Annotated in this window: 20 protein-coding genes; 14 read left to right on the top strand and 6 right to left on the bottom strand. The window is 61.8% G+C overall.

Annotated features, from left to right (window positions below):
• Positions 1–16: 16 nt before the first annotated feature.
• The 6 genes from kdpF to AC1DKH_RS10955 all read left to right on the top strand — a co-directional run bounded on the left by kdpF (position 17) and on the right by AC1DKH_RS10955 (position 8033).
• The gene (gene kdpF, locus AC1DKH_RS10980; protein ID WP_007899818.1) at positions 17–106 is read left to right on the top strand and encodes a K(+)-transporting ATPase subunit F; all 90 of its coding nucleotides are present in this window, start codon (positions 17–19) and stop codon (positions 104–106) included.
• Positions 107–114: 8 nt separating this feature from the next.
• The gene (kdpA, locus tag AC1DKH_RS10975) at positions 115–1809 is read left to right on the top strand and encodes a potassium-transporting ATPase subunit KdpA (RefSeq protein WP_477798165.1); all 1695 of its coding nucleotides are present in this window, start codon (positions 115–117) and stop codon (positions 1807–1809) included.
• 10 nt (positions 1810–1819) lie between these two features.
• Positions 1820–3877, top strand: a complete 2058-nt coding sequence (kdpB, locus tag AC1DKH_RS10970) for a potassium-transporting ATPase subunit KdpB (RefSeq protein ID WP_477764729.1) — start codon at positions 1820–1822, stop codon at positions 3875–3877.
• A gap of 91 nt (positions 3878–3968) precedes the next feature.
• Positions 3969–4514: a potassium-transporting ATPase subunit KdpC gene (kdpC, locus tag AC1DKH_RS10965; RefSeq protein WP_477798164.1), complete on the top strand. Its 546-nt coding sequence runs from the start codon at positions 3969–3971 to the stop codon at positions 4512–4514.
• Positions 4515–4634: 120 nt separating this feature from the next.
• Positions 4635–7286 carry a DUF4118 domain-containing protein gene (locus AC1DKH_RS10960; protein WP_477798163.1) on the top strand — a complete coding sequence of 884 codons (2652 nt, stop codon included), beginning with the start codon at positions 4635–4637 and terminating at the stop codon, positions 7284–7286.
• A 48-nt stretch (positions 7287–7334) separates the two neighbouring features.
• Positions 7335–8033 carry a response regulator gene (locus tag AC1DKH_RS10955; RefSeq protein WP_477798162.1) on the top strand — a complete coding sequence of 233 codons (699 nt, stop codon included), beginning with the start codon at positions 7335–7337 and terminating at the stop codon, positions 8031–8033.
• Positions 8034–8198: 165 nt separating this feature from the next.
• Here the strand turns inward: AC1DKH_RS10955 and AC1DKH_RS10950 are convergent, their stop codons facing one another.
• Complete coding sequence (locus AC1DKH_RS10950) at positions 8199–9236, bottom strand: patatin-like phospholipase family protein (RefSeq protein ID WP_477753747.1); 1038 nt, start codon at positions 9234–9236, stop codon at positions 8199–8201.
• A 221-nt stretch (positions 9237–9457) separates the two neighbouring features.
• On the opposite strand from AC1DKH_RS10950, the gene AC1DKH_RS10945 reads away from it, so the two are divergent.
• The 3 genes from AC1DKH_RS10945 (at position 9458) to AC1DKH_RS10935 (ending at position 11624) form a co-directional block, all read left to right on the top strand.
• Entirely contained in the window at positions 9458–9736 is a 279-nt protein-coding gene (locus AC1DKH_RS10945; RefSeq protein ID WP_008000319.1) for a hypothetical protein, read from the top strand.
• Positions 9737–9837: 101 nt separating this feature from the next.
• Positions 9838–10596 carry a CHAD domain-containing protein gene (locus AC1DKH_RS10940; RefSeq protein ID WP_477764725.1) on the top strand — a complete coding sequence of 253 codons (759 nt, stop codon included), beginning with the start codon at positions 9838–9840 and terminating at the stop codon, positions 10594–10596.
• 230 nt (positions 10597–10826) lie between these two features.
• The gene (locus AC1DKH_RS10935; RefSeq protein WP_477764724.1) at positions 10827–11624 is read left to right on the top strand and encodes an acyl-CoA thioesterase; all 798 of its coding nucleotides are present in this window, start codon (positions 10827–10829) and stop codon (positions 11622–11624) included.
• On the opposite strand, the gene AC1DKH_RS10930 is transcribed toward AC1DKH_RS10935, so the two are convergent.
• Both AC1DKH_RS10930 and AC1DKH_RS10925 read right to left on the bottom strand, forming a co-directional pair.
• Entirely contained in the window at positions 11625–11990 is a 366-nt protein-coding gene (locus tag AC1DKH_RS10930; RefSeq protein WP_477753750.1) for a terminase, read from the bottom strand. It abuts the gene before it with no gap.
• Between the two features lie 168 nt (positions 11991–12158).
• Positions 12159–12965 carry a TatD family hydrolase gene (locus AC1DKH_RS10925; protein ID WP_046042641.1) on the bottom strand — a complete coding sequence of 269 codons (807 nt, stop codon included), beginning with the start codon at positions 12963–12965 and terminating at the stop codon, positions 12159–12161.
• A gap of 237 nt (positions 12966–13202) precedes the next feature.
• Here AC1DKH_RS10925 and AC1DKH_RS10920 point away from each other — a divergent pair, with 237 nt between their 5' ends.
• From AC1DKH_RS10920 to AC1DKH_RS10910, 3 genes are all read left to right on the top strand, one after another.
• The gene (locus AC1DKH_RS10920; RefSeq protein WP_477798161.1) at positions 13203–14624 is read left to right on the top strand and encodes an MltF family protein; all 1422 of its coding nucleotides are present in this window, start codon (positions 13203–13205) and stop codon (positions 14622–14624) included.
• Between the two features lie 103 nt (positions 14625–14727).
• Complete coding sequence (locus tag AC1DKH_RS10915; RefSeq protein WP_477798160.1) at positions 14728–15162, top strand: DoxX family protein; 435 nt, start codon at positions 14728–14730, stop codon at positions 15160–15162.
• Between the two features lie 246 nt (positions 15163–15408).
• Complete coding sequence (locus AC1DKH_RS10910; RefSeq protein WP_477753753.1) at positions 15409–15717, top strand: class I SAM-dependent methyltransferase; 309 nt, start codon at positions 15409–15411, stop codon at positions 15715–15717.
• 3 nt (positions 15718–15720) lie between these two features.
• On the opposite strand, the gene greB is transcribed toward AC1DKH_RS10910, so the two are convergent.
• The 3 genes from greB to AC1DKH_RS10895 are packed head-to-tail and all read right to left on the bottom strand — an operon-like array spanning position 15721 to position 19440.
• Complete coding sequence (gene greB / locus AC1DKH_RS10905; RefSeq protein ID WP_007973570.1) at positions 15721–16218, bottom strand: transcription elongation factor GreB; 498 nt, start codon at positions 16216–16218, stop codon at positions 15721–15723.
• A gap of 34 nt (positions 16219–16252) precedes the next feature.
• A complete protein-coding gene (locus tag AC1DKH_RS10900) occupies positions 16253–18757 on the bottom strand; it encodes an ABC transporter permease (protein ID WP_477798159.1) in 2505 nt (834 codons plus the stop codon).
• Positions 18757–19440 carry an ABC transporter ATP-binding protein gene (locus tag AC1DKH_RS10895; RefSeq protein ID WP_477798158.1) on the bottom strand — a complete coding sequence of 228 codons (684 nt, stop codon included), beginning with the start codon at positions 19438–19440 and terminating at the stop codon, positions 18757–18759. The genes AC1DKH_RS10900 and AC1DKH_RS10895 overlap by 1 nt, the downstream gene beginning before the upstream one ends.
• 10 nt (positions 19441–19450) lie before the next feature.
• On the opposite strand from AC1DKH_RS10895, the gene AC1DKH_RS10890 reads away from it, so the two are divergent.
• A complete protein-coding gene (locus AC1DKH_RS10890; RefSeq protein ID WP_477753755.1) occupies positions 19451–20056 on the top strand; it encodes an arylesterase in 606 nt (201 codons plus the stop codon).
• Positions 20057–20112: 56 nt separating this feature from the next.
• Positions 20113–20406 (top strand): hypothetical protein, encoded by a 294-nt coding sequence (locus tag AC1DKH_RS10885; RefSeq protein ID WP_003226812.1) that lies wholly within the window; start codon positions 20113–20115, stop codon positions 20404–20406.
• The last annotated feature ends 852 nt before the right edge of the window (positions 20407–21258 follow it).

Here is a 21258-nt window from a genome sequence, read left to right as displayed (position 1 = left end):
AACACGGAGAACTTCCATGAGCGTTCTGGACGGGGTGTCACTACTGCTGGCAGTGGGGCTGTTCATTTATCTGTTGGTTGCGCTGCTGCGCGCGGACCGGAACTAGGAGCGGCTATGCACAGTTATGACTATTGGCTGATCCTCGGGTTTTTTGCCCTGGTATTGGTCCCGGCGCCGTTTCTCGGGCGCTTCTACTACAAGGTGATGGAAGGTCAGCGCACGTGGTTGTCGCCGGTCCTTGGGCCAGTCGAACGTGGCTGTTACCGACTGGCCGGGGTTGACCCGCAAGCCGAACAGAGCTGGCAGAAATACGCCCTGGCCTTGCTCGCCTTCAACCTCGCGGGTTTCCTGCTGCTGTTCGCGATCCTGCTGTTCCAGGACCACCTGCCGCTGAACCCTCAGAACCTGCCGGGCCAGGAGTGGACGCTGGCGTTCAATACCGCCGTCAGCTTCATGACCAACACCAACTGGCAGGCCTACAGCGGCGAAGCGTCCCTGAGCTACTTGAGCCAGATGGTCGGCCTCACCGTGCAGAACTTCGTCAGCGCCGCCACCGGTCTGGCCGTACTGGTTGCGCTGTGCCGCGGCATCGGTCGCAAATCCACTGCATCGCTTGGCAACTTCTGGGTCGATATGACCCGCGCCACCCTCTATGGCCTGCTGCCGCTGTGCCTGCTGCTGGCGCTGTATCTGGTCTGGCAGGGCGTGCCGCAAACCTTCGCGCAGTATGTGAATGCGGTGACGGTGCAAGGCGTCGACCAGGTCATTCCCCTTGGCCCGGCGGCCAGTCAGATTGCGATCAAGCAATTGGGCACCAACGGTGGTGGTTTTTTCGGCGTGAACTCGGCGCATCCGTTCGAGAATCCGACCGCGTGGAGCAACCTGTTCGAGATGGCCTCGATCATTCTGATCCCCGTCGCGCTGGTCTTCACCTTCGGTCATTACGTGAAGGACCTGCGCCAGAGCCGCGCGATCATCGCCTGCATGCTGGCGCTGTTCCTGATCGGCGGCGCGACCTCGCTGTGGGCTGAATACCAACCGAACCCGGCGTTGAACTACGTTGCTGTCGAACAGACCGCGCCGCTGGAAGGCAAGGAAGCACGTTTCGGCACCACCGCCACGGTGTTGTGGTCGGTGACCACCACGGCCGCGTCCAACGGTTCGGTCAACGGCATGCACGACAGCCTCAACCCGCTGAGCGGCATGGTGGCGCTGGTCAACATGATGGTCGGCGAAGTGATCTTCGGCGGCGTCGGCGCCGGGCTCTACGGCATGTTGCTCAACGTGCTGATCGCGGTGTTCCTCGCCGGCCTGATGATCGGCCGCACCCCGGAATACCTCGGCAAGAAACTGCAGGCCAGGGAAGTGCAATTGCTGGTGGTGACCCTGATGGTCATGCCGATCGGTGTACTGGTGCTCGGCGCGATCGCCGCCAGCCTGCCAGGTCCGGTGGCCGCCGTGAGCAACCCGGGCGCTCATGGTTTCAGTCAGCTGCTCTACGCCTACACCTCGGCCAGTGCCAACAACGGTTCGGCTTTCGGTGGCTTCGGCGCCAACACCCCGTTCCACAACCTGATGCTGGGCCTGGGCATGTTGATCGGTCGCTTCGGCTACATCCTCCCGGTGCTGGCCCTGGCTGGCAGCCTGGCGATGAAGAAAACCGCACCGATCGGACAAAACAGCTTCCCGACCCACGGCCCGCTGTTCGTGACCCTGCTGACCGTGACCATTTTGCTGGTGGGTGGTTTGACCTTCCTGCCGACTTTGGCATTGGGACCAATCGCTGAACATCTGAGCATGGGATTCTAAGGAAACCATCATGAATATGCCTGCAATCAAGCCTGCCGCCGTCAAGGCAGCGGAACAACCGAAAACCGCGATCTCGGCCCTCTGGCGCCCGGCGTTGCTGCAAGCCTTCGTCAAGCTCGACCCACGGCAATTGCAGCGTGCGCCGGTGATGCTGGTGGTCGAACTGACCGCGATCCTGACCACCGTGCTGTGCTTCATTCCCGACACAGCGGTGCCGACCTTCGTCGCCGCGCAAATTGCGGTGTGGCTGTGGTTCACCGTGCTGTTCGCCAACTTCGCCGAAGCCCTCGCCGAAGGTCGCGGCAAGGCCCGCGCTGACAGCCTCAAGGCGGGTAGCGAAGGCCTGAGCGCGCGGCGCAAGAGCGGCAATGGCAGTTTTCAGGTGGTGCCCGCCATCAGCCTGCGCAAAGGTGATGTGGTGCGCGTCGACGCGGGGGAGATGATCCCCGGTGACGGCGAAGTGATTGAAGGCATCGCGGCTGTCAACGAGGCGGCGATTACCGGCGAATCGGCGCCGGTGATTCGTGAGTCCGGTGGCGACCGCTCGGCCGTCACCGGTAACACGCGGCTGGTGTCGGACTGGCTGTTGGTGAAGATTACCGCCAACCCCGGCGAGTCGACCCTGGACCGCATGATTGCCCTGGTCGAAGGCGCCAAACGCCAGAAAACCCCGAATGAAGTGGCGCTCGACATCCTTCTGATCGGCCTGACCCTGATCTTCCTGCTGGTGGTCGTGACCCTGCAACCGTTCGCCCACTTCGCCAATGGCAACCTGCCGCTGGTGTTCCTGGTGGCGCTGTTGGTCACGTTGATTCCGACCACCATCGGCGGTTTGCTGTCGGCCATCGGTATCGCCGGGATGGATCGCCTGGTACGCCTGAACGTGATCGCCAAGTCCGGTCGCGCGGTGGAAGCGGCGGGGGACGTGCACGTCTTGCTGCTGGACAAGACCGGCACCATCACCTTCGGTAACCGTCGTTGCTCGGCGGTGTATGCCGCGCCAGGTGTGACAGCCAGGGAACTGGCCGAAGGCGCATTGCTGGCTTCGCTGGCCGACGACACCGCTGAAGGCAAGTCGATCGTCGAGTACCTGCGTGGCACTCATCCGCAACCGGAACCGTCCGCCGATGTGCTGACAGTCGTGCCATTCAGCGCCGAAACCCGCTTGTCCGGTGTCGACTATCAGGGCCGCGTGTACCGCAAAGGTGCGGTGGATTCGTTGCTGGCGTTCGTCGGCCTCACGCGGGCTGATCTGGCTGCACCGTTGTCCCGTGAAATCGACAAGATCGCCCAAAGCGGCGGCACCCCGCTGCTGGTGTGTGCCGACGGCAAGTTGCTCGGGGCGATCCACCTCAAGGACGTGGTCAAGCCCGGTATCCGCGAGCGTTTCGCCGAGTTGCGCAAACTGGGGATCCGCACCGTCATGGTCACCGGCGACAACCCATTGACCGCTGCTGCCATCGCCGCTGAGGCGGGTGTGGACGATGTGCTGGCGGAAGCCACGCCGGAGAAAAAACTGGCGCGCATTCGTCACGAGCAAAACGACGGTCGTCTGGTCGCCATGTGCGGCGACGGCGCCAACGACGCCCCGGCCCTGGCCCAGGCGGACGTCGGCATGGCGATGAACGACGGCACGCAGGCAGCACGTGAAGCGGCCAACATGGTCGACCTCGACAGCGACCCGACCAAGCTGCTGGACGTGGTGCAGATCGGCAAGGAGTTGCTGGTCACCCGCGGTGCGCTGACGACCTTTTCCATCGCCAACGACGTGGCCAAGTACTTCGCGATCCTGCCGGCGCTGTTCGCCTCGATTTACCCGCAACTGGGCGTGCTCAACGTGATGCACCTGAGCAGTCCGCAGAGCGCGATTCTCTCGGCGATTGTGTTCAACGCCCTGATCATTGTGGTGCTGATTCCTCTGGCGCTGCGCGGTGTGAGGGTGCATGCGGCGAGTGCGGCGGCGTTGTTGCGGCGCAATCTGCTGATCTACGGCCTGGGCGGGATCCTGGTGCCGTTCGTGGGCATCAAGGCGATCGACATGCTGTTGACGGCGTTGCATCTGGTTTGACTGCGTGGTGTGCCAGATAAGCCGCCATCGCGAGCTTGCTCGCGATGGATGCGCCACGGTGTACCTGACTTGTGAATTAGAGGGTTTTGAAATGTCCACATTGATACGTCCAGCCCTGAGCCTGCTGGTCCTGATGACGCTGATCACCGGCGTCGCCTATCCACTGGTGGTCACCGGCGTGGCCCAGGTCACGTTTCCGGATCAGGCCAACGGCAGCCTGGTGCGGGATGCCGAGGGCAAGGTCCGTGGCTCTTCGCTGATCGCCCAGGATTTCGTCGGCGACGCCTGGTTCCACCCGCGCCCTTCGGCTGGTGCCTTTGCCACCGTGTCGAGCAGCGCCAGTAACCTGTCGCCGAGCAACCCGGCCCTGGCCACGCGGGTGATCGACGATGCCAACAAACTGCTGGTGCCAGGCCAGGGGCCGGTGCCATTGGCGCTGGTCACTACGTCCGGCAGCGGTCTCGATCCGCACTTGCCACCGGCGGCGATTGCCTATCAACTGGCGCGTGTCGCGACGGCGCGCAACCTGCCGGTAGCGACACTGCAACAACTGCTGGACGCTCACATCGAGCAACCACTGGTAGGCCCGCCGGTGGTGAATGTGCTTGAGTTGAATCTGGCGCTGGAAAACCTGTAGATCAAAAGATCGCAGGCTTCGCCAGCTCCTACAGGATGTACGCCATCTGGCGTAGGAGCTGCCGCAGGCTGCGATCTTTTAATGCCACACCCATATATCAAGTCAAACAAGGCAATGAAAATGAGCAACTCCGGCCGCGCCGACGCGTTGTTAGCAGACCTGCCCCGCGATGGCCGTGGCCGGCTCAAGGTGTTTCTCGGCGCCGCGCCGGGTGTCGGCAAGACCTACGCCATGCTGCAAGCGGCCCACACCCAGTTACGCCAAGGGGTGAAAATCATCGCCGGCGTCGTCGAAACCCACGGCCGGGCCGAAACCGAAGCCCTGCTCGGCGGCTTGCCGCAGCAGCCGTTGGTGCGCTCGGAATACCGTGGCGTGTTGCTTGAAGAAATGGACCTCGACGGTCTGATCAAAGCCAAACCAAAACTGGTGCTGGTCGACGAACTGGCGCACACCAACGCACCCGGTAGCCGTCACGAAAAACGCTGGCAGGACATTCAGGAACTGCTCGCCGCAGGCATAGACGTGTACACCACGGTCAACGTCCAGCATCTGGAAAGCCTCAACGACCAGGTGCGCGGCATCACCGGCGTGCAGGTCCGCGAAACCCTGCCGGACTGGGTGTTGCAGGAAGCCTATGAACTGTTGCTGATCGACTTGCCGCCACGGGAGCTGCTGGAGCGACTGCGCGATGGCAAGGTCTATGTGCCGGAGCAGGCGCGGGCGGCCATCGACGCATTCTTTTCCCAGACCAACCTGACGGCTTTGCGCGAACTGGCGATGCAAACCGCGGCGGCTCAGGTCGATGACGATCTGGCCCAGGGCTATCGCCAACTCGGTCAAGCGGCTCCGGCCGTGCGTGGGCGTTTGCTGGTAGGGGTCGACGGCGATACCCAGGCTGAACGCCTGGTACGTCATGCCAGCCGCGTGGCCCAGCGGCGGCACCTGCCCTGGAGCTTGGTGCACGTGGACAACGGCAGCGTGCGTGACGAGCAGTCACGTCTGCGCCTGCAGAGTGCCCAGCAACTGGCCGAACGCCTGGGGGGCGAAGTGGTGTTGCTGCGCGCCGGTGAAGTGGCGAAAACCCTGATTCAGCATGCCGCCGAACGCCGCGCCAGCCTGGTGCTGGTCGGCCAGTCCCGGCCACGTTTGCGCCGACGTCTGTTCGGTGGCGGGCTGGCGGCGCGGTTGCTGCGTAATGCGCGCGGACTGGAGATCAACGTTCTCGACAGCGATCACCAACAGCATCAACCGCACCAGTGGTCGATGCATTCACTGGTCTGGTTCGACTACGCATTGGCCGTGGTCGCGACGGTTCTGGCCAGCGCCCTGGCCTGGGCCGTGGCGAGCGTTCTGCCATTGCCAAATATTTCACTGGTGTTCCTTGCGGCGGTGTTGCTGGTGGCGGTGCGCAGCAGTCTCGGGCCGGCGCTGGCCTGTGCGGCGCTGTCGTTCCTGACCTATGACTTCCTGTTCATTCCACCGAATTTCTCTTTCAGTATCCAGCGCGAAGAAGACGTGCTGACCTTGTTGTTCTTCCTGCTGATGGCGGCCCTCACCGGCAACCTCGCGGCGCGCCAGCGCAGGCAGTTGCAGGCGCTGCGTGATACCCAGGAAGAGACCACCGAATTGCTTGACCTGTCACGCAAACTCACCGCCGCCACCGACCGTCAGGCCGTGGTCAGCGCGGCTGCCCAGCACCTCAATGGTTGGAGCGATGTGCAACTGTGCCTGCTCAATCGCGATGGGCAAAACGGCTGGAAAGTCGAAACCGGTGGCCCGCTCGAGTTCACCGAAGCCGAGCGCGCCGCCGCCGATTGGGCCTGGCAACACGATCAACCCGCGGGTGCGGGCACCGGTACCTTGCCGTTCGGCCGCTGGTGGTGGTGGCCGTTATCGGTGGAGGACGGCCCGCTGGCGTTGCTCGGTGTATGTGCCAGGGAAGGCCAGACCCTGAGCGGCCAGCGCCGACGCTTGTTGACCGCGCTGAGCCAGCCGCTGGCCCAGGCACTGGCCCGGGCGCAACTGGCCGATGATCTGGAAGCGGCGCGGCTGCACGGCGAAACCGAGCAACTGCGCAGCGCCTTGCTGGCGTCGGTGTCCCACGATTTGCGCACTCCGCTGACGTCCATGCGCGGCAGTATCGATAGCCTGCTGGCCCTGGGTGAAGCGATCCCGCTGGAGGATCGACGTGAACTGCTCGAAGGCACGCGCGATGAAGCCGAGCGCCTCGACCGCTACATTCAAAACCTGCTCGACATGACCCGGCTCGGCCACGGCGCGCTGAAGCTGGCACGGGACTGGGTGTCGCCGGCCGATATCATCGGCAGTGCGCTCAATCGCTTGCGCGCGGTACTCGCGTCGCTGCAGGTCAGCACCGAAGTACCGGCGCAATTGCCGCTGCTGTTCGTCCATGCCGCGCTGATCGAACAGGCACTGGTCAACGTGCTGGAAAACGCCGCGCGGTTTTCGCCGCACCACGGACGTTTGCAATTGCGCGCCGGGGCCGATGACCGTGAGCTGTTTTTCTCGGTCTGCGATGAGGGGCCGGGAATTCCGGAGGCGGAACGGGCGAAGATTTTCGACATGTTCTACACCGCGGCGCGGGGTGATCGTGGCGGGCAGGGTACCGGGCTGGGGCTGGCGATTTGTCAGGGCATGGTCGGTGCCCATGGCGGGCGTATCAGCGTTGCCGACGGTATCGAGGGGCGCGGGACCTGCATCACGTTGCACCTGCCGCTACAGGCTCAGCCAGGATACGAGAGTGAAGCCTGATCGTGCTTGCGCTACTCTCTTGCCACTTCTTTGTGTTGATGTGAATTCATGAGCCAGACCGCGACCATTTTGGTCATCGACGACGAACCGCAGATCCGCAAATTCCTGCGCATCAGCCTCGCTTCCCAGGGCTATAAAGTGCTGGAGGCCGGCACCGGCAGTGAAGGATTGGCACAAGCCGCGTTGAACAAACCGGACTTGCTGGTGCTCGATCTCGGCTTGCCGGACATGGACGGCCAACAGGTATTGCGCGATTTTCGCGAGTGGTCGACGGTGCCAGTGCTGGTGCTCTCGGTGCGCGCCGGTGAAGGGCAGAAAGTCGAGGCCCTGGATGGCGGCGCCAATGACTACGTGACCAAGCCGTTCGGCATTCAGGAGTTCCTGGCGCGGATTCGTGCGTTGTTGCGCCAGGCGCCCGTGGGCGAGGTGCAACAAGCGGCGCTGACCTTCGGTCCATTGATGGTCGACCTGGCGTATCGCCGGGTGTTACTCGACGGTATCGAAGTCGCGCTGACTCGCAAGGAATACGCCGTGCTGGCGCAACTGGCGCGACATCCCGGGCGGGTGATCACCCAGCAGCAATTGCTCAAGGACATCTGGGGACCGACCCACACCGAAGACACTCACTACCTGCGCATCGTGGTCGGGCACTTGCGCCAGAAACTGGCGGATGACCCGACCCAACCCAGGTTCATCGTCACTGAGGCTGGGGTGGGGTATCGGTTGTTGAGTGAGGGTAGCCTTTAGATCTTCGTTGCCTGATCTGACGTCATCGTCGGAACGCCGCCCGGAGCAAGCTCGCTCCCACAGGAGTTTCGGCCAGACACACATTTTGTGAACACCAAAGACTCACTGTGGGAGCGAGCCTGCTCGCGATGAGGCCCTTACATTCAATCGAGAATTTTCAGACTTTCAGTTCTGCTCATTCTCATACCGATCCAGCGTATCGCGCGCAATCTCCCGTCCCAGCGCGATCAGCTCCGGCGCCTTATAGAACTCGAAAAACCGGCACACGCGTTTAGGCACGTTGATCAGGATGTCCGGCGGATACCCGGCAATCTTGTACTGCGCCAGCGACGTCTGCATTACCTCGAAACTCTGGTTGATCAAATCCAGCAAGGACGCCGGCCCGACGTTGTCGATGATGAACGAACCGGTGGCGGAGCGGGGTGCGCCACTGGTTTGCGGAGCGGCCGCGGGTTGCTGCGCCTCGGGCTCGGCGGATTCGATCCATGGGTTGAAGTCCGCACCTTCGGCCTTCAAGGCTTCCTGTTCCAGAACCAACAATTGTTCAGCCTGTTTGCGCCGGAACGGCAACTTAGAGCCGACGGAGTTGATCAGGCTGTCGAAGCGGGTCTTGAAGGCGGCGGGACGCTGGATGACCGGCAATTGATAGTGGCGCTGGTTGGTGGAGTTGAGGTTGACCGCGATGATCAAATCGCAATGGCTCGACACTACGGGCACGATCGGTAGCGGGTTGAGAATGCCGCCATCGACCAGCATGCGGTTGCCCTGCATCACCGGGGTAAACAGGCTGGGAATCGCTGCCGAGGCGCGCATGGCCTGATGCAGGCAACCTTCCTGGAACCAGATTTCCTGCTGGTTGGTCAGGTCGGTGGCAACCGCGGTGTAGGGAATACGCAAATCTTCGATGTTGATCTCGCCGACGATCTTGCGGATCTGCCCGAAGACTTTCTCGCCACGGATCGCCCCCAGACGAAAACTGACGTCCACCAGGCGCAACACGTCGAGATAATCCAGGCTCTCGATCCAGTCGCGGTAATCATTGAGTTTGCCGGCGGCGTAGATCCCGCCCACCACCGCGCCCATGGAGCAACCGGCGATACAGGCAATGTCATAGCCGCGCCGTTCGATCTCTTCAATGACCCCGATATGTGCATAACCCCGGGCTCCACCCGAGCCCAATACCAGTGCGACACGCTTTTTCATGGATCGCCCTCGCTTGAATGGTTCAACAATGCACCCATCGAGGGGCACGCTTCAATCGCCTTGGTCGTTCGACGGGGCAAGAGCGTCGTATTTTCGACACTCCATGGCGGCACATGGTTATTCTCGTCAGCGCTATAGTTTGCATAGCGGACCAACGGCACTTTTCAGGTGCCACACCGTCTTACCTGCACGACTGTTGACCTATCTTTGAGGAGTGAGTGATGAAAGCCTGGATCTGCGTGCCATTGATTGCCCTGGCGCTCGCCGGTTGTGCCGGCAAAACCGCTTATCGCGACAGTTGCGGTAGCAACCTGGATGCTGCATGGCATGAACTGGACTTGGCCAAGGCCGAAGGTTTTGCCGGGACCGTCAGCTACTCCAAGGCCCTGTCGCTGTTGACCGCAGCCAAGACCCAGCAGCAATTCGAGGGGTTTGAAGGCTGCACCACCAAAGCCGAGAAGGCCCGTTTCTATATTCGTGAATCGCGCGCGGGGCGTTAAAAGCGAAAAGCGGTTACAAGCTCTAAGCTGCAAACTGCAAGACCCACCGAGCTTGCAGCCTGGAGCTTGCAACCTGGCGCAGTTTACGGAGTAAACCCCCCATGATCGATCGGTTGGTGGCTCAGGTTCTGGGCCTGGAAGTTCGTCTGCTGGCCTGTCAGGCCCGCCTGAAAGAGCGTACAGACCCTGAAGCGTTACACGACCTGCGCACGACCATGCGTCGGTTACGCAGCCTGTTGCGACCCTTGCGCGGGCTGCCCGGTGTCGAACAACTGGAAGCGGCCGCCTCCCGGGTGGGCGAACTGAGCACGCCATTACGTGATCGCGAAGTGCTGGCGGCGTACCTGCTCCAGCACCATCAACCCCAAGCCGCACAGTGGCGCATGGCGCAAATGGCCGAGGCCTATCCGGCCGTGGCGGCCAGCCCTGAACTTGCGCAATTGCTGATCGTCCTCGATGCATTTCCGCGTTTTCTGCGCGCCGCCCAGCGCCAGGGATTGCTCAAGGGCTTGCGCAAGCGCATCGAAAAACGCCTGGGCAAGCAGTGGGGAAAACTCGACGAGGCACTGCACGACCCGGCTCATGACCGTCATCGGCTGCGGCTGCTGATCAAGCGTGTGCGCTATGGCATCGATGCTTACCCCGAACTGGACCGTTTGCCGAAAGCGGCCATGTCCCGGTTGAAATCGGCCCAGGGCGCGCTGGGCGACTGGCACGATTGCGTGCAATGGCTGGCCATGGCTGAACAGGAAACGGATTTGCAGCCCTGTGTTGCGGTCTGGACAGCCACCATGGCCGAGGCTGAACAGCGTGCGGACCGGGTGCTGGAAAAACTGGGTAAGGCCTGTTTCAAATCCTGAAAACACCGGAGATCCATTGTAGGAGCGAGCCTGCTCGCGATGAGGTCGTGACATTCAAAATTGATGTTGGCTGTCCGGGCGCTATCGTCGGAACGCCGCCCGGAGCAGGCTCGCTCCCACAGGGTTATGTGTTCGGCTCTTCTGTCAGTACTTTTGGCCGGAATGGGTGCTGTATAGCCTTCTCCGGCTGGGTAAGATCCCTTCATCTTTTTTCGATCCCTGAGGTTTTCATGCGTTTCTCCGAACTGCTCGACGCTGTCCGTAGCCAGCCGCATGAGCTGTCTATCCCGGCCTCCTGGGCGCAGGGGCGCGCCAGTTTCGGTGGCCTGGTGGCTGCTTTGCAGTACGAAGCCATGCGTGCCCGGGTTCCGGCGGATCGGCCGGTACGTTCGTTGGCAATCACCTTTGTCGGCCCGGTTGAACCCGAGGTTCCGGTCAGTTTTGAGGTCGAGGTGCTGCGCGAAGGCAAGGCGGTCAGCCAGGTGTTGGGCCGGGTGATGCAGAAGGGTCAGGTGGTGACGTTGATCCAGGGCAGTTTTGGCGCCTCGCGCCCCTCGGAAGTGGCGGTGACCGCTGAACCGGCACCAGAAATGAAGCACTGGGACGAATGCCAGGAACTGCCTTTTGTCGAAGGCGTCATCCCGGAATTCATGCGGCATCTGGCGATGCGCTGGAGTATCGGCGGGCTGCCGTTCAGCGGCAGCACGTCCCGGCAAATGGGCGGCTGGGTGCGCTTGCGCGGCGACGTGAAAGAAGAGGCCATCAGCGAGGCGCATATCCTGGCGCTGGTGGACGCCTGGCCGCCGGCCCTGATGCCGTTTTTGAAGAAGCCGGCGATGGGCAGCACGCTGACCTGGACCATCGAGTTCGTGCAACCGCTGCTGGAACTGAACACTCTGGACTGGTGCAAATACCTGGTCGAAACCGAATACGCCGCTGACGGCTACGGGCATGCTGCCGCAAAAATGTGGAGCGCGGATGGCCGGTTGATCGCCATGAGCCGGCAGACGGTGACCGTGTTCGCCTGATCAGTGACGGCGGTGGCGTTCACGCCAGGCGCGCCACCAGCCACCGCTGAGGAAGAATCGCGGAAACGTCAGGAACTGCTCGACCAACAAGCGCGAAATCGCATCTTTGCGGTCACTGAACGGCTCGGAGGCTTGGGTCTCCAGGCTGTGGCCGTGGCGTTGCAAGGCCAGCGCCGCAATCACACCGATCACACCGATGGCGATGTTCGCCAGGCTCAGGCTGAACACCCCGGACACAATCAGCAGAAACGCCACGATGAACAACGGCACCGCGATCAGGTGCAGCACCAGATTGGTCGGGTGCTGATGATTGTTCGGGTACGCTCGCCATTGCCAGACGGGAAGGTTGGGGTGACGTTTGCCCATGATGCTGATCCTCGATCCATGTTGAACACATGTAGGAAGAATAGGCCCGGTCCATGCTGGCGGCGAATCAAGGCTGGCTATTGGCTTGATAGGTGTCATGGTCTGGATTGATGTTGCCGGTTCCGGCCTCATCGCGGGCAAGCCCGCTCCCACAGGGATTTATGTTAATCAGGAGATCAATGGCAGCCCATAAAACGCCCGCGCACAGGCTGTAGTGTGCGCCGCCAGATCTTCCTGGCTTTCTCCGCGATGCAGCGCCACTTCACGCAATACTTCGGTCAGGTACGCCGGCTCGTTTCGCCCGTTCTTCGGCTTGGGGCGCAGGCTGCGCGGCAGTAGATACGGTGCATCGCTTTCGAGCATCAGGCGTCCGCGCTTGATCTCCTTGACCAGCGGATGCAAATGCGTGCCCCGGCGCTCGTCGCAGATCCAGCCGGTAATGCCGATGTGCAGGTCGAGGTCGAGGTAGCTGAACAGCGCCTTCTGCTCCCCAGTGAAGCAATGCACAACGGCGGCCGGCAGTCGGTCGCGGAAGTCGCGCAGGATCTCCAGCAAACGCTGGCTGGCGTCGCGCTCGTGCAGAAAAACCGGCAGCTGCAATTCGACGGCCATGGCCAGATGTTCTTCGAGGACTTTCTCCTGTTGCGGGCGCGGCGAGAAATCACGGTTGAAATCCAGCCCGCATTCACCCACGGCCACCACATTCGGCTCCATGAGCAAGCTGCGCAAACGTCGGGCGCTGTCGGCGTTCCAGTCGCTGGCGCAGTGAGGGTGAATACCGGCGGTGGCGAACAGGCGCTGGGCGCTTTCGTCCAGTTGCTGGCACAGCTCAAGAGCCTGTTCACTGCCCTCGACACTGGTGCCGGTCAGCACCAGTTGGCACACGCCGGCCGCGTAGGCGCGGTCGAGTACGGCCCGGTGTTTGTCGGCAAAACTGGCGTTGGTCAGGTTGACGCCGATATCGATGAGTTGCATGGTGCTACCTCGGCCCAAAGGCCGGAAAGCATATCAGAGCCGTGGATTTATAAGAAAAGCCAAGAACTACAACGGGTTAACGCTGTCTCTTGAGCCGCGGGCCAGGCTGGGTTGGTAGTTTTGCCATCATTGTGCCAGTCTTTCGCACTTTGCCAGCGCCTTGGGCGCTCTGTTTTTGTCGCCGCGCTTGATGGTTTTCGTCATTGAGGCGGGCCTCATATTCTTTCCGGAGAGTGGATGATTCGTCCCTCGGTTTTGCTACTGCTGTGTTGTTCGCTGCTACTGCCGATGTCGGCGGTCGCGCGTCTGCCCGGGCCGCTGCAAGCCGTACCGGCCAGCAAGGTGCGCGACCTTGCGGAAATTCGCAGCAGTCGTGTGCTGCGGGTGTTGGTCAACCAGAGCCGTAACAGTTCCGGCGAAGTCCAGGGGCAGGCGATCGGGGTCGAATACCACCGTCTGAGAGCATTCGAGCAATACCTCAACGGCCACGCCCGAGACGGTCAGGAAATCACCCTCAAGATCATTCCCAAGGCCAAGGATCAACTGCTCGGCGCATTGCAGCGCGGGGAGGGCGACCTGGTGGCGCCAGGCGAGTTGCTCGATCTGCAACCCGGCTTCGCCGTCAGCACCAGTGAGCCGATTGCCAGCAACATCCCCTTGGTCCTGGTGGGCATCAAGGGCGAACACCGCTACACCAGGCTTGAACAGCTTTCCGGCAAGACCCTGGCGTTACCCGCCGGCAGCGCCGCCGGGGATGCCGTCAGCCAGATCAATCAAAAGCTCGCTTTGCACAAACTGCCACCGGTCACAATCGAATGGGTCGATCCGAGCCTTGCCGTCGAGGATGTACTGGAGATGGTGCAGGGTGGGATCTTCCACCTGACTATCGTCGAGCAGCCGATCGCCGAACGCTGGGGCAAGATCCTGCCCAAGCTGCGTTTCGACAAGCAGGTACTGGTCAGTGATCCGGGAGAGGAATTCTGGTTCGTGCGCCGTGACGCCTCGATGCTGCGGGCCAGCATCGATCGCTTCCTCACCGTCTACAAGAAACCATCGGATCAGGACGTCGCGTTCCTGCGGATCTATCGTCGTCTCTATCAAGTGCACTATCCACTGGCGAAGACGGACCGGCAGCGTCTGGAAAAACTTCGCCCGGTGCTGCAGAAACACGCCGATGCCCAGGGCATGGACTGGCTGAACCTGGCGGCGCTGGCCTTCAAGGAGTCAGCCCTGCAACCTGCCGCCCGCAGTGGCGATGGCCCCACCGGTCTGATGCAGATCACGCCTTCTGCGGCGCAGCGGGTGGGGGTCAACAATATTCAGGACCTTGATGGCAATGTGCAGGCCGGGGCCAAGTACCTGGCGATGATCCGGCGCAAGTTCTTTGCCAGTCCGAAACTCAACGAGCGCGAACGCATGGCCTTCGTGCTGGCGGCCTACAACATCGGGCCGGAGCGGGTCCAGGGCATGCGCGCCGAAGCGCGGCGGCGAGGCTTGAATCCCAACCAGTGGTTTTTCCAGGTCGAACGCATTGCCATGGAGCAAGTAGGTATGGGGCCTGTCAGCTATGTTAATAGCGTGAACAAGTACTACTTGGCGTTCGACCGGGAGCGCGAGTCGTTGGAGCCCCAGGAGCAAAAGGTTGCCTCACGCAAATGATCAACTAATCTGATTGTTATGGCGGGTTTTTTGCGCTTTTAACAACTGAATTGCTGATTAATATAGCGGCCAACCAACACACACTTACAAGGAATGAAACAGCATGAGCACTCTGATCAACAAGGTACTGTCTACCCGCGCTGGCTACGGCCTGACGGTTCTGCGCATCGTGGTCGGCATTATTTCCGCCGCTCACGGCTCGCAGAAACTCTTCGGGGCATTCGGTGGCTATGGTCTGGCTGGAACCGCGCAGTACATGGAAAGCCTGGGACTCACGCCGGGTTACCTGATGGCGACACTGTCTGGCGGCATTGAATTCTTCGCCGGCCTGGCCCTGATCATCGGCTTGCTGGTTCGCCCGGCCGCGCTTGGCCTGTCCTTCCTGTTGCTGGTCGCGATTTTCTCGGTACACATTGGCAACGGTCTGTTCATGGCCAACAACGGTTATGAATTCGCCCTGGCCTTGCTCGGTGGCAGTATCGCGGTATTGATCGAAGGTGCGGGCAAACTCTCGGCGGACCGTGCCATCGCTGGTTGACCGCTCTGGCTCAACGAAAAGGCCCGCATTGTCGGGCCTTTTTTGTTGAGCGTCATTCTTGACACTGTCCAGTCAGCTTCTCTAGGATGTTGCTCATGCGCCGATTTAAACAGCTACTTGCGGGGCGCCAGGTGACTCATTCAGTTGCCGATAGAAGCCGGAACAGGCTTCGAAATACCGCTAAAGCGCTGGTTCGGTGTTGCCTCTCACCTGCCATGCAGACTTTTGAGGCAGAGACACGACACAATGAATGCACTAAACGCCGTTGTACGTCCCGCGCCGATCACGGCACATCTGACCCAGCGCAATCCAAAAATCCTGCTTGGCGGCAAACATCAGCCGACGCTCTTGCGTTATCTCGATGGCTGGCCACGCCGTACCGGCGGTCCCGCTGCTTTCCTGATCCAGTTTGTCGAAGACGGTGAGTCCCTCGCTCGTTTCGCCGACGACAGTTTCGATCTGGCAGTGATTCAGTCCCCCAGCCTCGAAGAGGCTCCTGAAGTGATCCGGCAACTGACCCGCGTTGCCCGGCAAGGATTGATTACCCGGCGTTAAAGCTCACGGGTAGTCGATCGCCACGATGTAAACGCACTGCTCACCGGTGGGGGTCTGGACCCGGACTTCGGCGTCCAGTGCCTTGCCGATCAGGGCGCGGGCCAAGGGCGAATCAATGCTGATCAGGCCCTGTTTGAGGTCCAGTTCATCGGGCCCGACAATGCGGTAGCGCGACTCTTTGCCATCCTCATCTTCGATCGTGACCCAGGCGCCGAAATAGACCTTGTTCGGATCGCTGGGTTTTTCGCTGACGACTTTCAGCGCTTCCAGGCGTTTGGTGAGAAACCGCACGCGGCTGTCGATTTCTCGCAGCATCTTTTTGCCGTAGGTGTATTCGGCGTTCTCCGAGCGATCACCCTGGGCCGCGGCTTCGCTGACAGCCTGGGTAACCTGGGGCCGACGTACATGCCACAGCTCATGGAACTCGGCGCGCATCCGCGCTTCACCCTCGGGGGTGATCAGCGCGGTGCCGGCGGTGCGGGGAGGGCGGTAACGGCTCATGACTGCTTCTTGTGGTGAGGATGGCAGGAGTCTATCAACCCTCGCGCAGGACTGTCAGCGGGCTGGCGTTCAATGCCCGACGGGTGCCGAACACCCCGGCACCACCAATGAGCACGGCACCCAGCAGTGGCAGCAACATCAGCAATGGATGCGGATGCCACGGCAGATCAAAGGCGTAGCGGTAGAGCACCCAACTCACGACTTCCGAACCCAGCGCTGCCAGCAAGCCACTGACGGCGCCCAGCAAACCGAACTCGATGCGCCGCGCCTTGACCAGCAATTGCCGTTCCGCCCCCAGCGCACGCAGCAACGCGCCCTGGCGAATGCGTTCATCCAGCGTCGCTTGCAGGCCGGAGAACAGCACCGCCATCCCCGCCGCCAACACAAACAACAACACGTACTCCACCGCCAGGGTCACCTGGGCGAGGATGCTGCGCAGTTGCTCCAGCAAGGCTTCGACCTGCAGGATCGTCACCGCCGGGAAGGCCCGGGACAGGTCGACGATCTGCTGGTCGTGACCGGGTGCGAGGTAGAAACTGGTCAGGTAAGTCGCCGGCAGATCCTTGAGGGTGCCGGGCTGGAAGATCATGAAGAAGTTCGGCTGGAAGTTGTCCCAGTCGATCTCCCGCAGGCTGGTGACTTTCGCCTCGCGATTGACTCCGCCAACGCTGAAAACCAGGTGGTCGCCGAGCTTGATTTTCAGGCTTTCGGCGACCTTGCCTTCTACCGACACGCCGGGAACATCATCCGGCGTCTGTTCGTTCCACCAATTGCCGGCCGTGAGTTTGTTGCCCGACGGCAGGTCCGCGGCCCAGGTCAGGCTCAGGTCGCGCTGGATCGCCCGGTCGCCTGCCGATTCCTTGGTGACGATCTGCTGCACCGGTTCGCCGTTGATGCTGATCAATCGCCCCGGCACCACCGGGTACAACGGTGCCGATTGAGCCGACACGGCGATCAGGTGGTTGGTGAAGGCCTGTTTATCTGCGGGCAGGATGTTCAGGGCGAAGTAATTGGGGGCGTTTTTCGGCAACTGGTTTTGCCAGGTATCCAGCAACTCACCACGTAGCAAGGCGATCAGCGCCATCGACAGCAGAATCAGGCCGAACGCCAGGGACTGTCCCGCCGCAGCGAGCGGATGACGCAGCAATTGCCCGAGTCCAAGACGCCAGGGCAAGGATGCACGCGCAAGCATGCGCCGCAGACTCTTCAACAGCAGCAACAACAAACCGCCCAGCACCAGCGCTGCAATCACGCCGCCGCCGAGCAGGGCAAAGGTCAGCACCAGGTCCAGGCTCAGGCGCCACATGATCAGGCCGAGGGCGCCCAGCGCTACACCGTAGACCATCCAGGTGCTGGAAGGGATCGGCAGCATATCCCGACGCAGCACGCGCAATGGCGGTACCCGGCCCAAGGCCGCCAGCGGCGGCAAGGCGAAACCGGCGAGCGCCACCAGTCCGGTGCCGATCCCGGCAACGGCCGGAAACAGTCCGCCCGCAGGCACGTCGGTCGGCAGCAAGTCATGCAGCAGGGCAAACAATCCCAGTTGTGCGAGCCAGCCGAGGAGGGCGCCGCTGATGCTGGCCAGCAGCCCGAGCACAGTGAGTTGCAGGCTGAACAACACCATGGTTTCCCGGCGCGACAGCCCGAGGCAGCGCAGCAATGCACTGGCATCGAATCGGCGGGTGGCGAAGCGGGTTGCCGACAGCGCCACCGCCACGCCGGAGAGCAATACCGCCACCAGGCTGGCCATGTTCAGGTAGCGTTCGGCCTTGCCCAGGGCGCCACCGATCTGTCGATTGCCGTCGCGGGCGTCCTGCAAGCGCTGATTGGCGGCAAGCCCCGGCTTGATCAGTTGCCGGTACGTCTCGAGTGCCTGAGCGTTGCCTCGCCATAATTCGCGATAGCTGACCCGGCTACCGGGTTGCACCACGCCGGTTGCTGCAAGGTCGCCGAGATTGATCAGCACCCGCGGCGTCAGGCTGTAGAAATTGCCGGCGCGATCGGGTTCGTAAGTCAGCACCCGCGCCAGTTTCAGGGTTTTCATGCCGACATCGATGCTATCGCCGATCTTCAGGTCCAGGGCGGTCAGCAGGCGTGCCTCGACCCAGGCTTCACCGGGTTGCGGTCCGCCACCGACTGTTTCCGTGGCGAAGGGGGCGGGCGCGCTTTTCAATTCGCCGCGTAGCGGGTAGGTGTCATCGGCCGCCTTGATGCTGGACAGCTGAATGCCGTTATCGGTGGCGATGACGCTGGAGAACTCCACCACTTGAGCGTGTTCCAGACCCAGTTCGGTGCCGCTTCTTATCTGTTCGGGGCGCGCAGGCGAACTGCCTTCCAGCAGCAGGTCGGCACCGAGGAACTCGGTAGCGCGCAGCATCATGGCGCCGTTCAGGCGCGCGCCAAAGTAACCGATGGCGGTGCTGGCGGCCACGGCCACCAGCAAGGCGAAAAACAACACGCGCAATTCACCGGCGCGGGCATCGCGCAGCAATTGGCGGATGGCGAGGCTGAACAGGCGCAACAGCGGCAGACGTGCCATCAAGGCTCCAGAGGGGCGACCAGCAGGCCGGCTTCAAGACGGATCAGGCGCCGGCAGCGATGGGCCAGGCGTTCATCGTGAGTCACCAGCACCAGGGTCGTGCCGCGTTCCTGGTTGAGCTCGAACAGCAAGTCGCTGATGCGCTCGCCGGTGTGGCTGTCGAGGTTGCCGGTCGGTTCGTCGGCGAACAGCACATCGGGCTCGGCGGCAAACGCGCGGGCAATCGCCACGCGTTGTTGCTCGCCTCCGGAGAGCTGGCGCGGCGAGTGAGTCAGGCGTTGGCCCAGCCCGACCCGTTGCAGCAATTGGGTGGCGCGTTCTCGGGCGTCTTTGCGGCCGTCGAGCTCCAGCGGCAACATGACGTTTTCCAGGGCATTGAGGCTGTCGAGCAACTGGAATGACTGGAACACGAAACCCACGTGTTCAGCGCGGATGCGCGCACGCTGGTCTTCATCGAGGTTGCTCAGGCCTTGCCCGGCGAGAGTGACCTCGCCACTGCTCGGCAGGTCGAGGCCGGCGAGCAGGCCCAGCAGTGTGGATTTTCCAGAGCCCGAAGCGCCGACGATGGCCAGGCTGTCGCCCTTGTTCAGTTCCAGGCTGAGTTCGTGCAGGATGGTCAGTTCACCTTCCGCGCTGGGAACCACTTTGGTAAGGTCCTTCGCGATGAGAATGCTTGCGCCCATGGAGAGTCCGATGCGTGTCTGGTTTTTGAGTGCTGGCCTGGCCTTGATGTGCATGGCCCAAAACGCAGCGGCGGGTACAGTCCTGATCGTTGGCGATAGTATCAGCGCCGGTTTCGGGCTGGATACCCGGCTGGGGTGGGTGTCGCTGCTTGAGCAACGGCTCAGGCGCGAAGGTTTCGACGACAAAGTGATCAATGCGTCCATCAGTGGCGACACCAGTGCCGGGGGCCAGGCACGCCTGCCCGCGCTGCTTGTAGAGCATAAACCGCAAGTCGTGATCCTCGAGTTGGGCGGCAATGACGGCCTGCGCGGCTTGCTGCCAACTCAATTGCAACAAAATCTTGCGTCAATGATCGACAGCTCCCGGGCCAGCGGTGCCAAGGTGCTGTTGCTCGGCATGCAACTGCCGCCCAATTACGGTGCCCGCTACACCAAGGCCTTCGCCGAGGTCTACAGCAACCTGGCCGATGAGAAAAAAATCCCGCTGGTGCCGTTTTTCCTCGACGGTGTGGGCGGCCATCCGGACTTGATGCAGGCCGACGGCATACACCCGGCGGCCGGGGCTCAGGACAAGTTGCTGGAAAATGTCTGGCCTACGCTAAAACCACTGTTATGACACTTTTCTAGAAGCAGGCTTTCGGCTAAGGTGGCGCCCCCGATTTGGAGCCCCCGATGCCGCGTCCTGCCTGGTCACTTTTTGCCTACCAACTGATCGAGCCTGACGAACAGCTGGATCTGTTCGCCTGCCAGGAAGTGCGGGTGCATCTGGTGACCCGTCAACTGGAGCTGGGCGGCTCGGCGGACCGCACCTTGTGTGGCAGTCTGTTGCCGGCGCAACCGCGCTGGTCGAGTGTCGATCGCCGGGTGTTTCAGGATCAGCGTCTGTGCTCGTTGTGCCGGGCCATTCTTGAGTCGCAGAAGCGGGGTACGTCGCCGATCTGGCCTGAATTGCGGTTTGAGCTTTGATCTGTCAGTAATCGAGGCGGCCTTCGAGCCGACCTGTCTTTTGTTTACCGTGTACATATCCGTTGCTGCGGTAACGGCGGCTGACGGTTTCGCCCTTACGGCGACTCACTTTTTTACAAGAGCGCCTAAAAAAGTAAGCAAAAAACGCTCGCCCCTTGCGTACGGCCCCTCGCTTAGGCTCGGCGTTCCTTCGCTCCGGTATTCATCCGGGGGCATTGCCCTCCGGTCGGCTTCGCTTCGACCTACATGCAATGAGTTCGACTGCGTCGAACGGCGCTGCGCGCCAATCCCCGGATAAACACCTCCGCTCAGCCTKCCGAGGGGGCGGGTGGATCAAGATCAARAGCTGCAGGCGAGCTAACGCTCGGCCTGWTGAGTGGTGAGAAGCACTGGGTGTACGCAGATCCACTGTAGGAGCTGGCTTGCCAGCGAAGGCGGACTGCCAGCCGACCTGATTTCGCGGATGTATCACGCCGTAGGAGCTGCCGAAGGCTGCGATCTTTTGATCTTGTTTGTAAGGAATAAAGCCAAAAGATCGCAGCCTCGTTGCACTCGACAGCTCCTACAGGGAAACACGCACGCATCAGAACCAGGCCGGCCGGTAGGCCGCCTCGGGCGCTGTTGCGGTACACGCCCCCTCGTGAGGCCGAGWGGAGGTTCTGCGCAGTGGGCAACCCGGCATGGATGCCGGGTTAGCCGCCSCCGGCCCAGAGTGTGTAAAAACTGGTTCAAACATCGTCGACACTAGCGCCGACGATGTTTGGCTGGCTAACTACACCTAAAGCGCTCTTCGTAGCTCCAGCCCGCTTTTAATGCCACCAGTAACGCTTCTCAGCTCGTCCATCGGGCAAA

Source organism: Pseudomonas sp. 05L36, from assembly GCF_056398125.1.
The sequence above is the reverse complement of the archived record's forward strand: the minus strand, read 5'-3'. Positions and strand labels throughout refer to the sequence as shown.

Excerpts from the sequence above, each read along its gene's own strand:
- AC1DKH_RS10900 (WP_477798159.1), bottom strand. The coding sequence starts at position 18,757 with ATGGCACGTCTGCCGCTGTTGCGCCTGTTCAGCCTCGCCATCCGCCAA.
- AC1DKH_RS10895 (WP_477798158.1), bottom strand. The coding sequence starts at position 19,440 with ATGGGCGCAAGCATTCTCATCGCGAAGGACCTTACCAAAGTGGTTCCC.
- AC1DKH_RS10940 (WP_477764725.1), top strand. The coding sequence starts at position 9,838 with ATGATCGATCGGTTGGTGGCTCAGGTTCTGGGCCTGGAAGTTCGTCTG.
- AC1DKH_RS10915 (WP_477798160.1), top strand. The coding sequence starts at position 14,728 with ATGAGCACTCTGATCAACAAGGTACTGTCTACCCGCGCTGGCTACGGC.
- AC1DKH_RS10925 (WP_046042641.1), bottom strand. The coding sequence starts at position 12,965 with ATGCAACTCATCGATATCGGCGTCAACCTGACCAACGCCAGTTTTGCC.
- kdpF (WP_007899818.1), top strand. The coding sequence starts at position 17 with ATGAGCGTTCTGGACGGGGTGTCACTACTGCTGGCAGTGGGGCTGTTC.
- AC1DKH_RS10960 (WP_477798163.1), top strand. The coding sequence starts at position 4,635 with ATGAGCAACTCCGGCCGCGCCGACGCGTTGTTAGCAGACCTGCCCCGC.
- AC1DKH_RS10930 (WP_477753750.1), bottom strand. The coding sequence starts at position 11,990 with ATGGGCAAACGTCACCCCAACCTTCCCGTCTGGCAATGGCGAGCGTAC.
- AC1DKH_RS10955 (WP_477798162.1), top strand. The coding sequence starts at position 7,335 with ATGAGCCAGACCGCGACCATTTTGGTCATCGACGACGAACCGCAGATC.
- AC1DKH_RS10890 (WP_477753755.1), top strand. The coding sequence starts at position 19,451 with ATGCGTGTCTGGTTTTTGAGTGCTGGCCTGGCCTTGATGTGCATGGCC.
- AC1DKH_RS10935 (WP_477764724.1), top strand. The coding sequence starts at position 10,827 with ATGCGTTTCTCCGAACTGCTCGACGCTGTCCGTAGCCAGCCGCATGAG.
- kdpC (WP_477798164.1), top strand. The coding sequence starts at position 3,969 with ATGTCCACATTGATACGTCCAGCCCTGAGCCTGCTGGTCCTGATGACG.
- kdpB (WP_477764729.1), top strand. The coding sequence starts at position 1,820 with ATGAATATGCCTGCAATCAAGCCTGCCGCCGTCAAGGCAGCGGAACAA.
- AC1DKH_RS10910 (WP_477753753.1), top strand. The coding sequence starts at position 15,409 with ATGAATGCACTAAACGCCGTTGTACGTCCCGCGCCGATCACGGCACAT.
- greB (WP_007973570.1), bottom strand. The coding sequence starts at position 16,218 with ATGAGCCGTTACCGCCCTCCCCGCACCGCCGGCACCGCGCTGATCACC.
- AC1DKH_RS10885 (WP_003226812.1), top strand. The coding sequence starts at position 20,113 with ATGCCGCGTCCTGCCTGGTCACTTTTTGCCTACCAACTGATCGAGCCT.
- AC1DKH_RS10920 (WP_477798161.1), top strand. The coding sequence starts at position 13,203 with ATGATTCGTCCCTCGGTTTTGCTACTGCTGTGTTGTTCGCTGCTACTG.
- kdpA (WP_477798165.1), top strand. The coding sequence starts at position 115 with ATGCACAGTTATGACTATTGGCTGATCCTCGGGTTTTTTGCCCTGGTA.
- AC1DKH_RS10945 (WP_008000319.1), top strand. The coding sequence starts at position 9,458 with ATGAAAGCCTGGATCTGCGTGCCATTGATTGCCCTGGCGCTCGCCGGT.
- AC1DKH_RS10950 (WP_477753747.1), bottom strand. The coding sequence starts at position 9,236 with ATGAAAAAGCGTGTCGCACTGGTATTGGGCTCGGGTGGAGCCCGGGGT.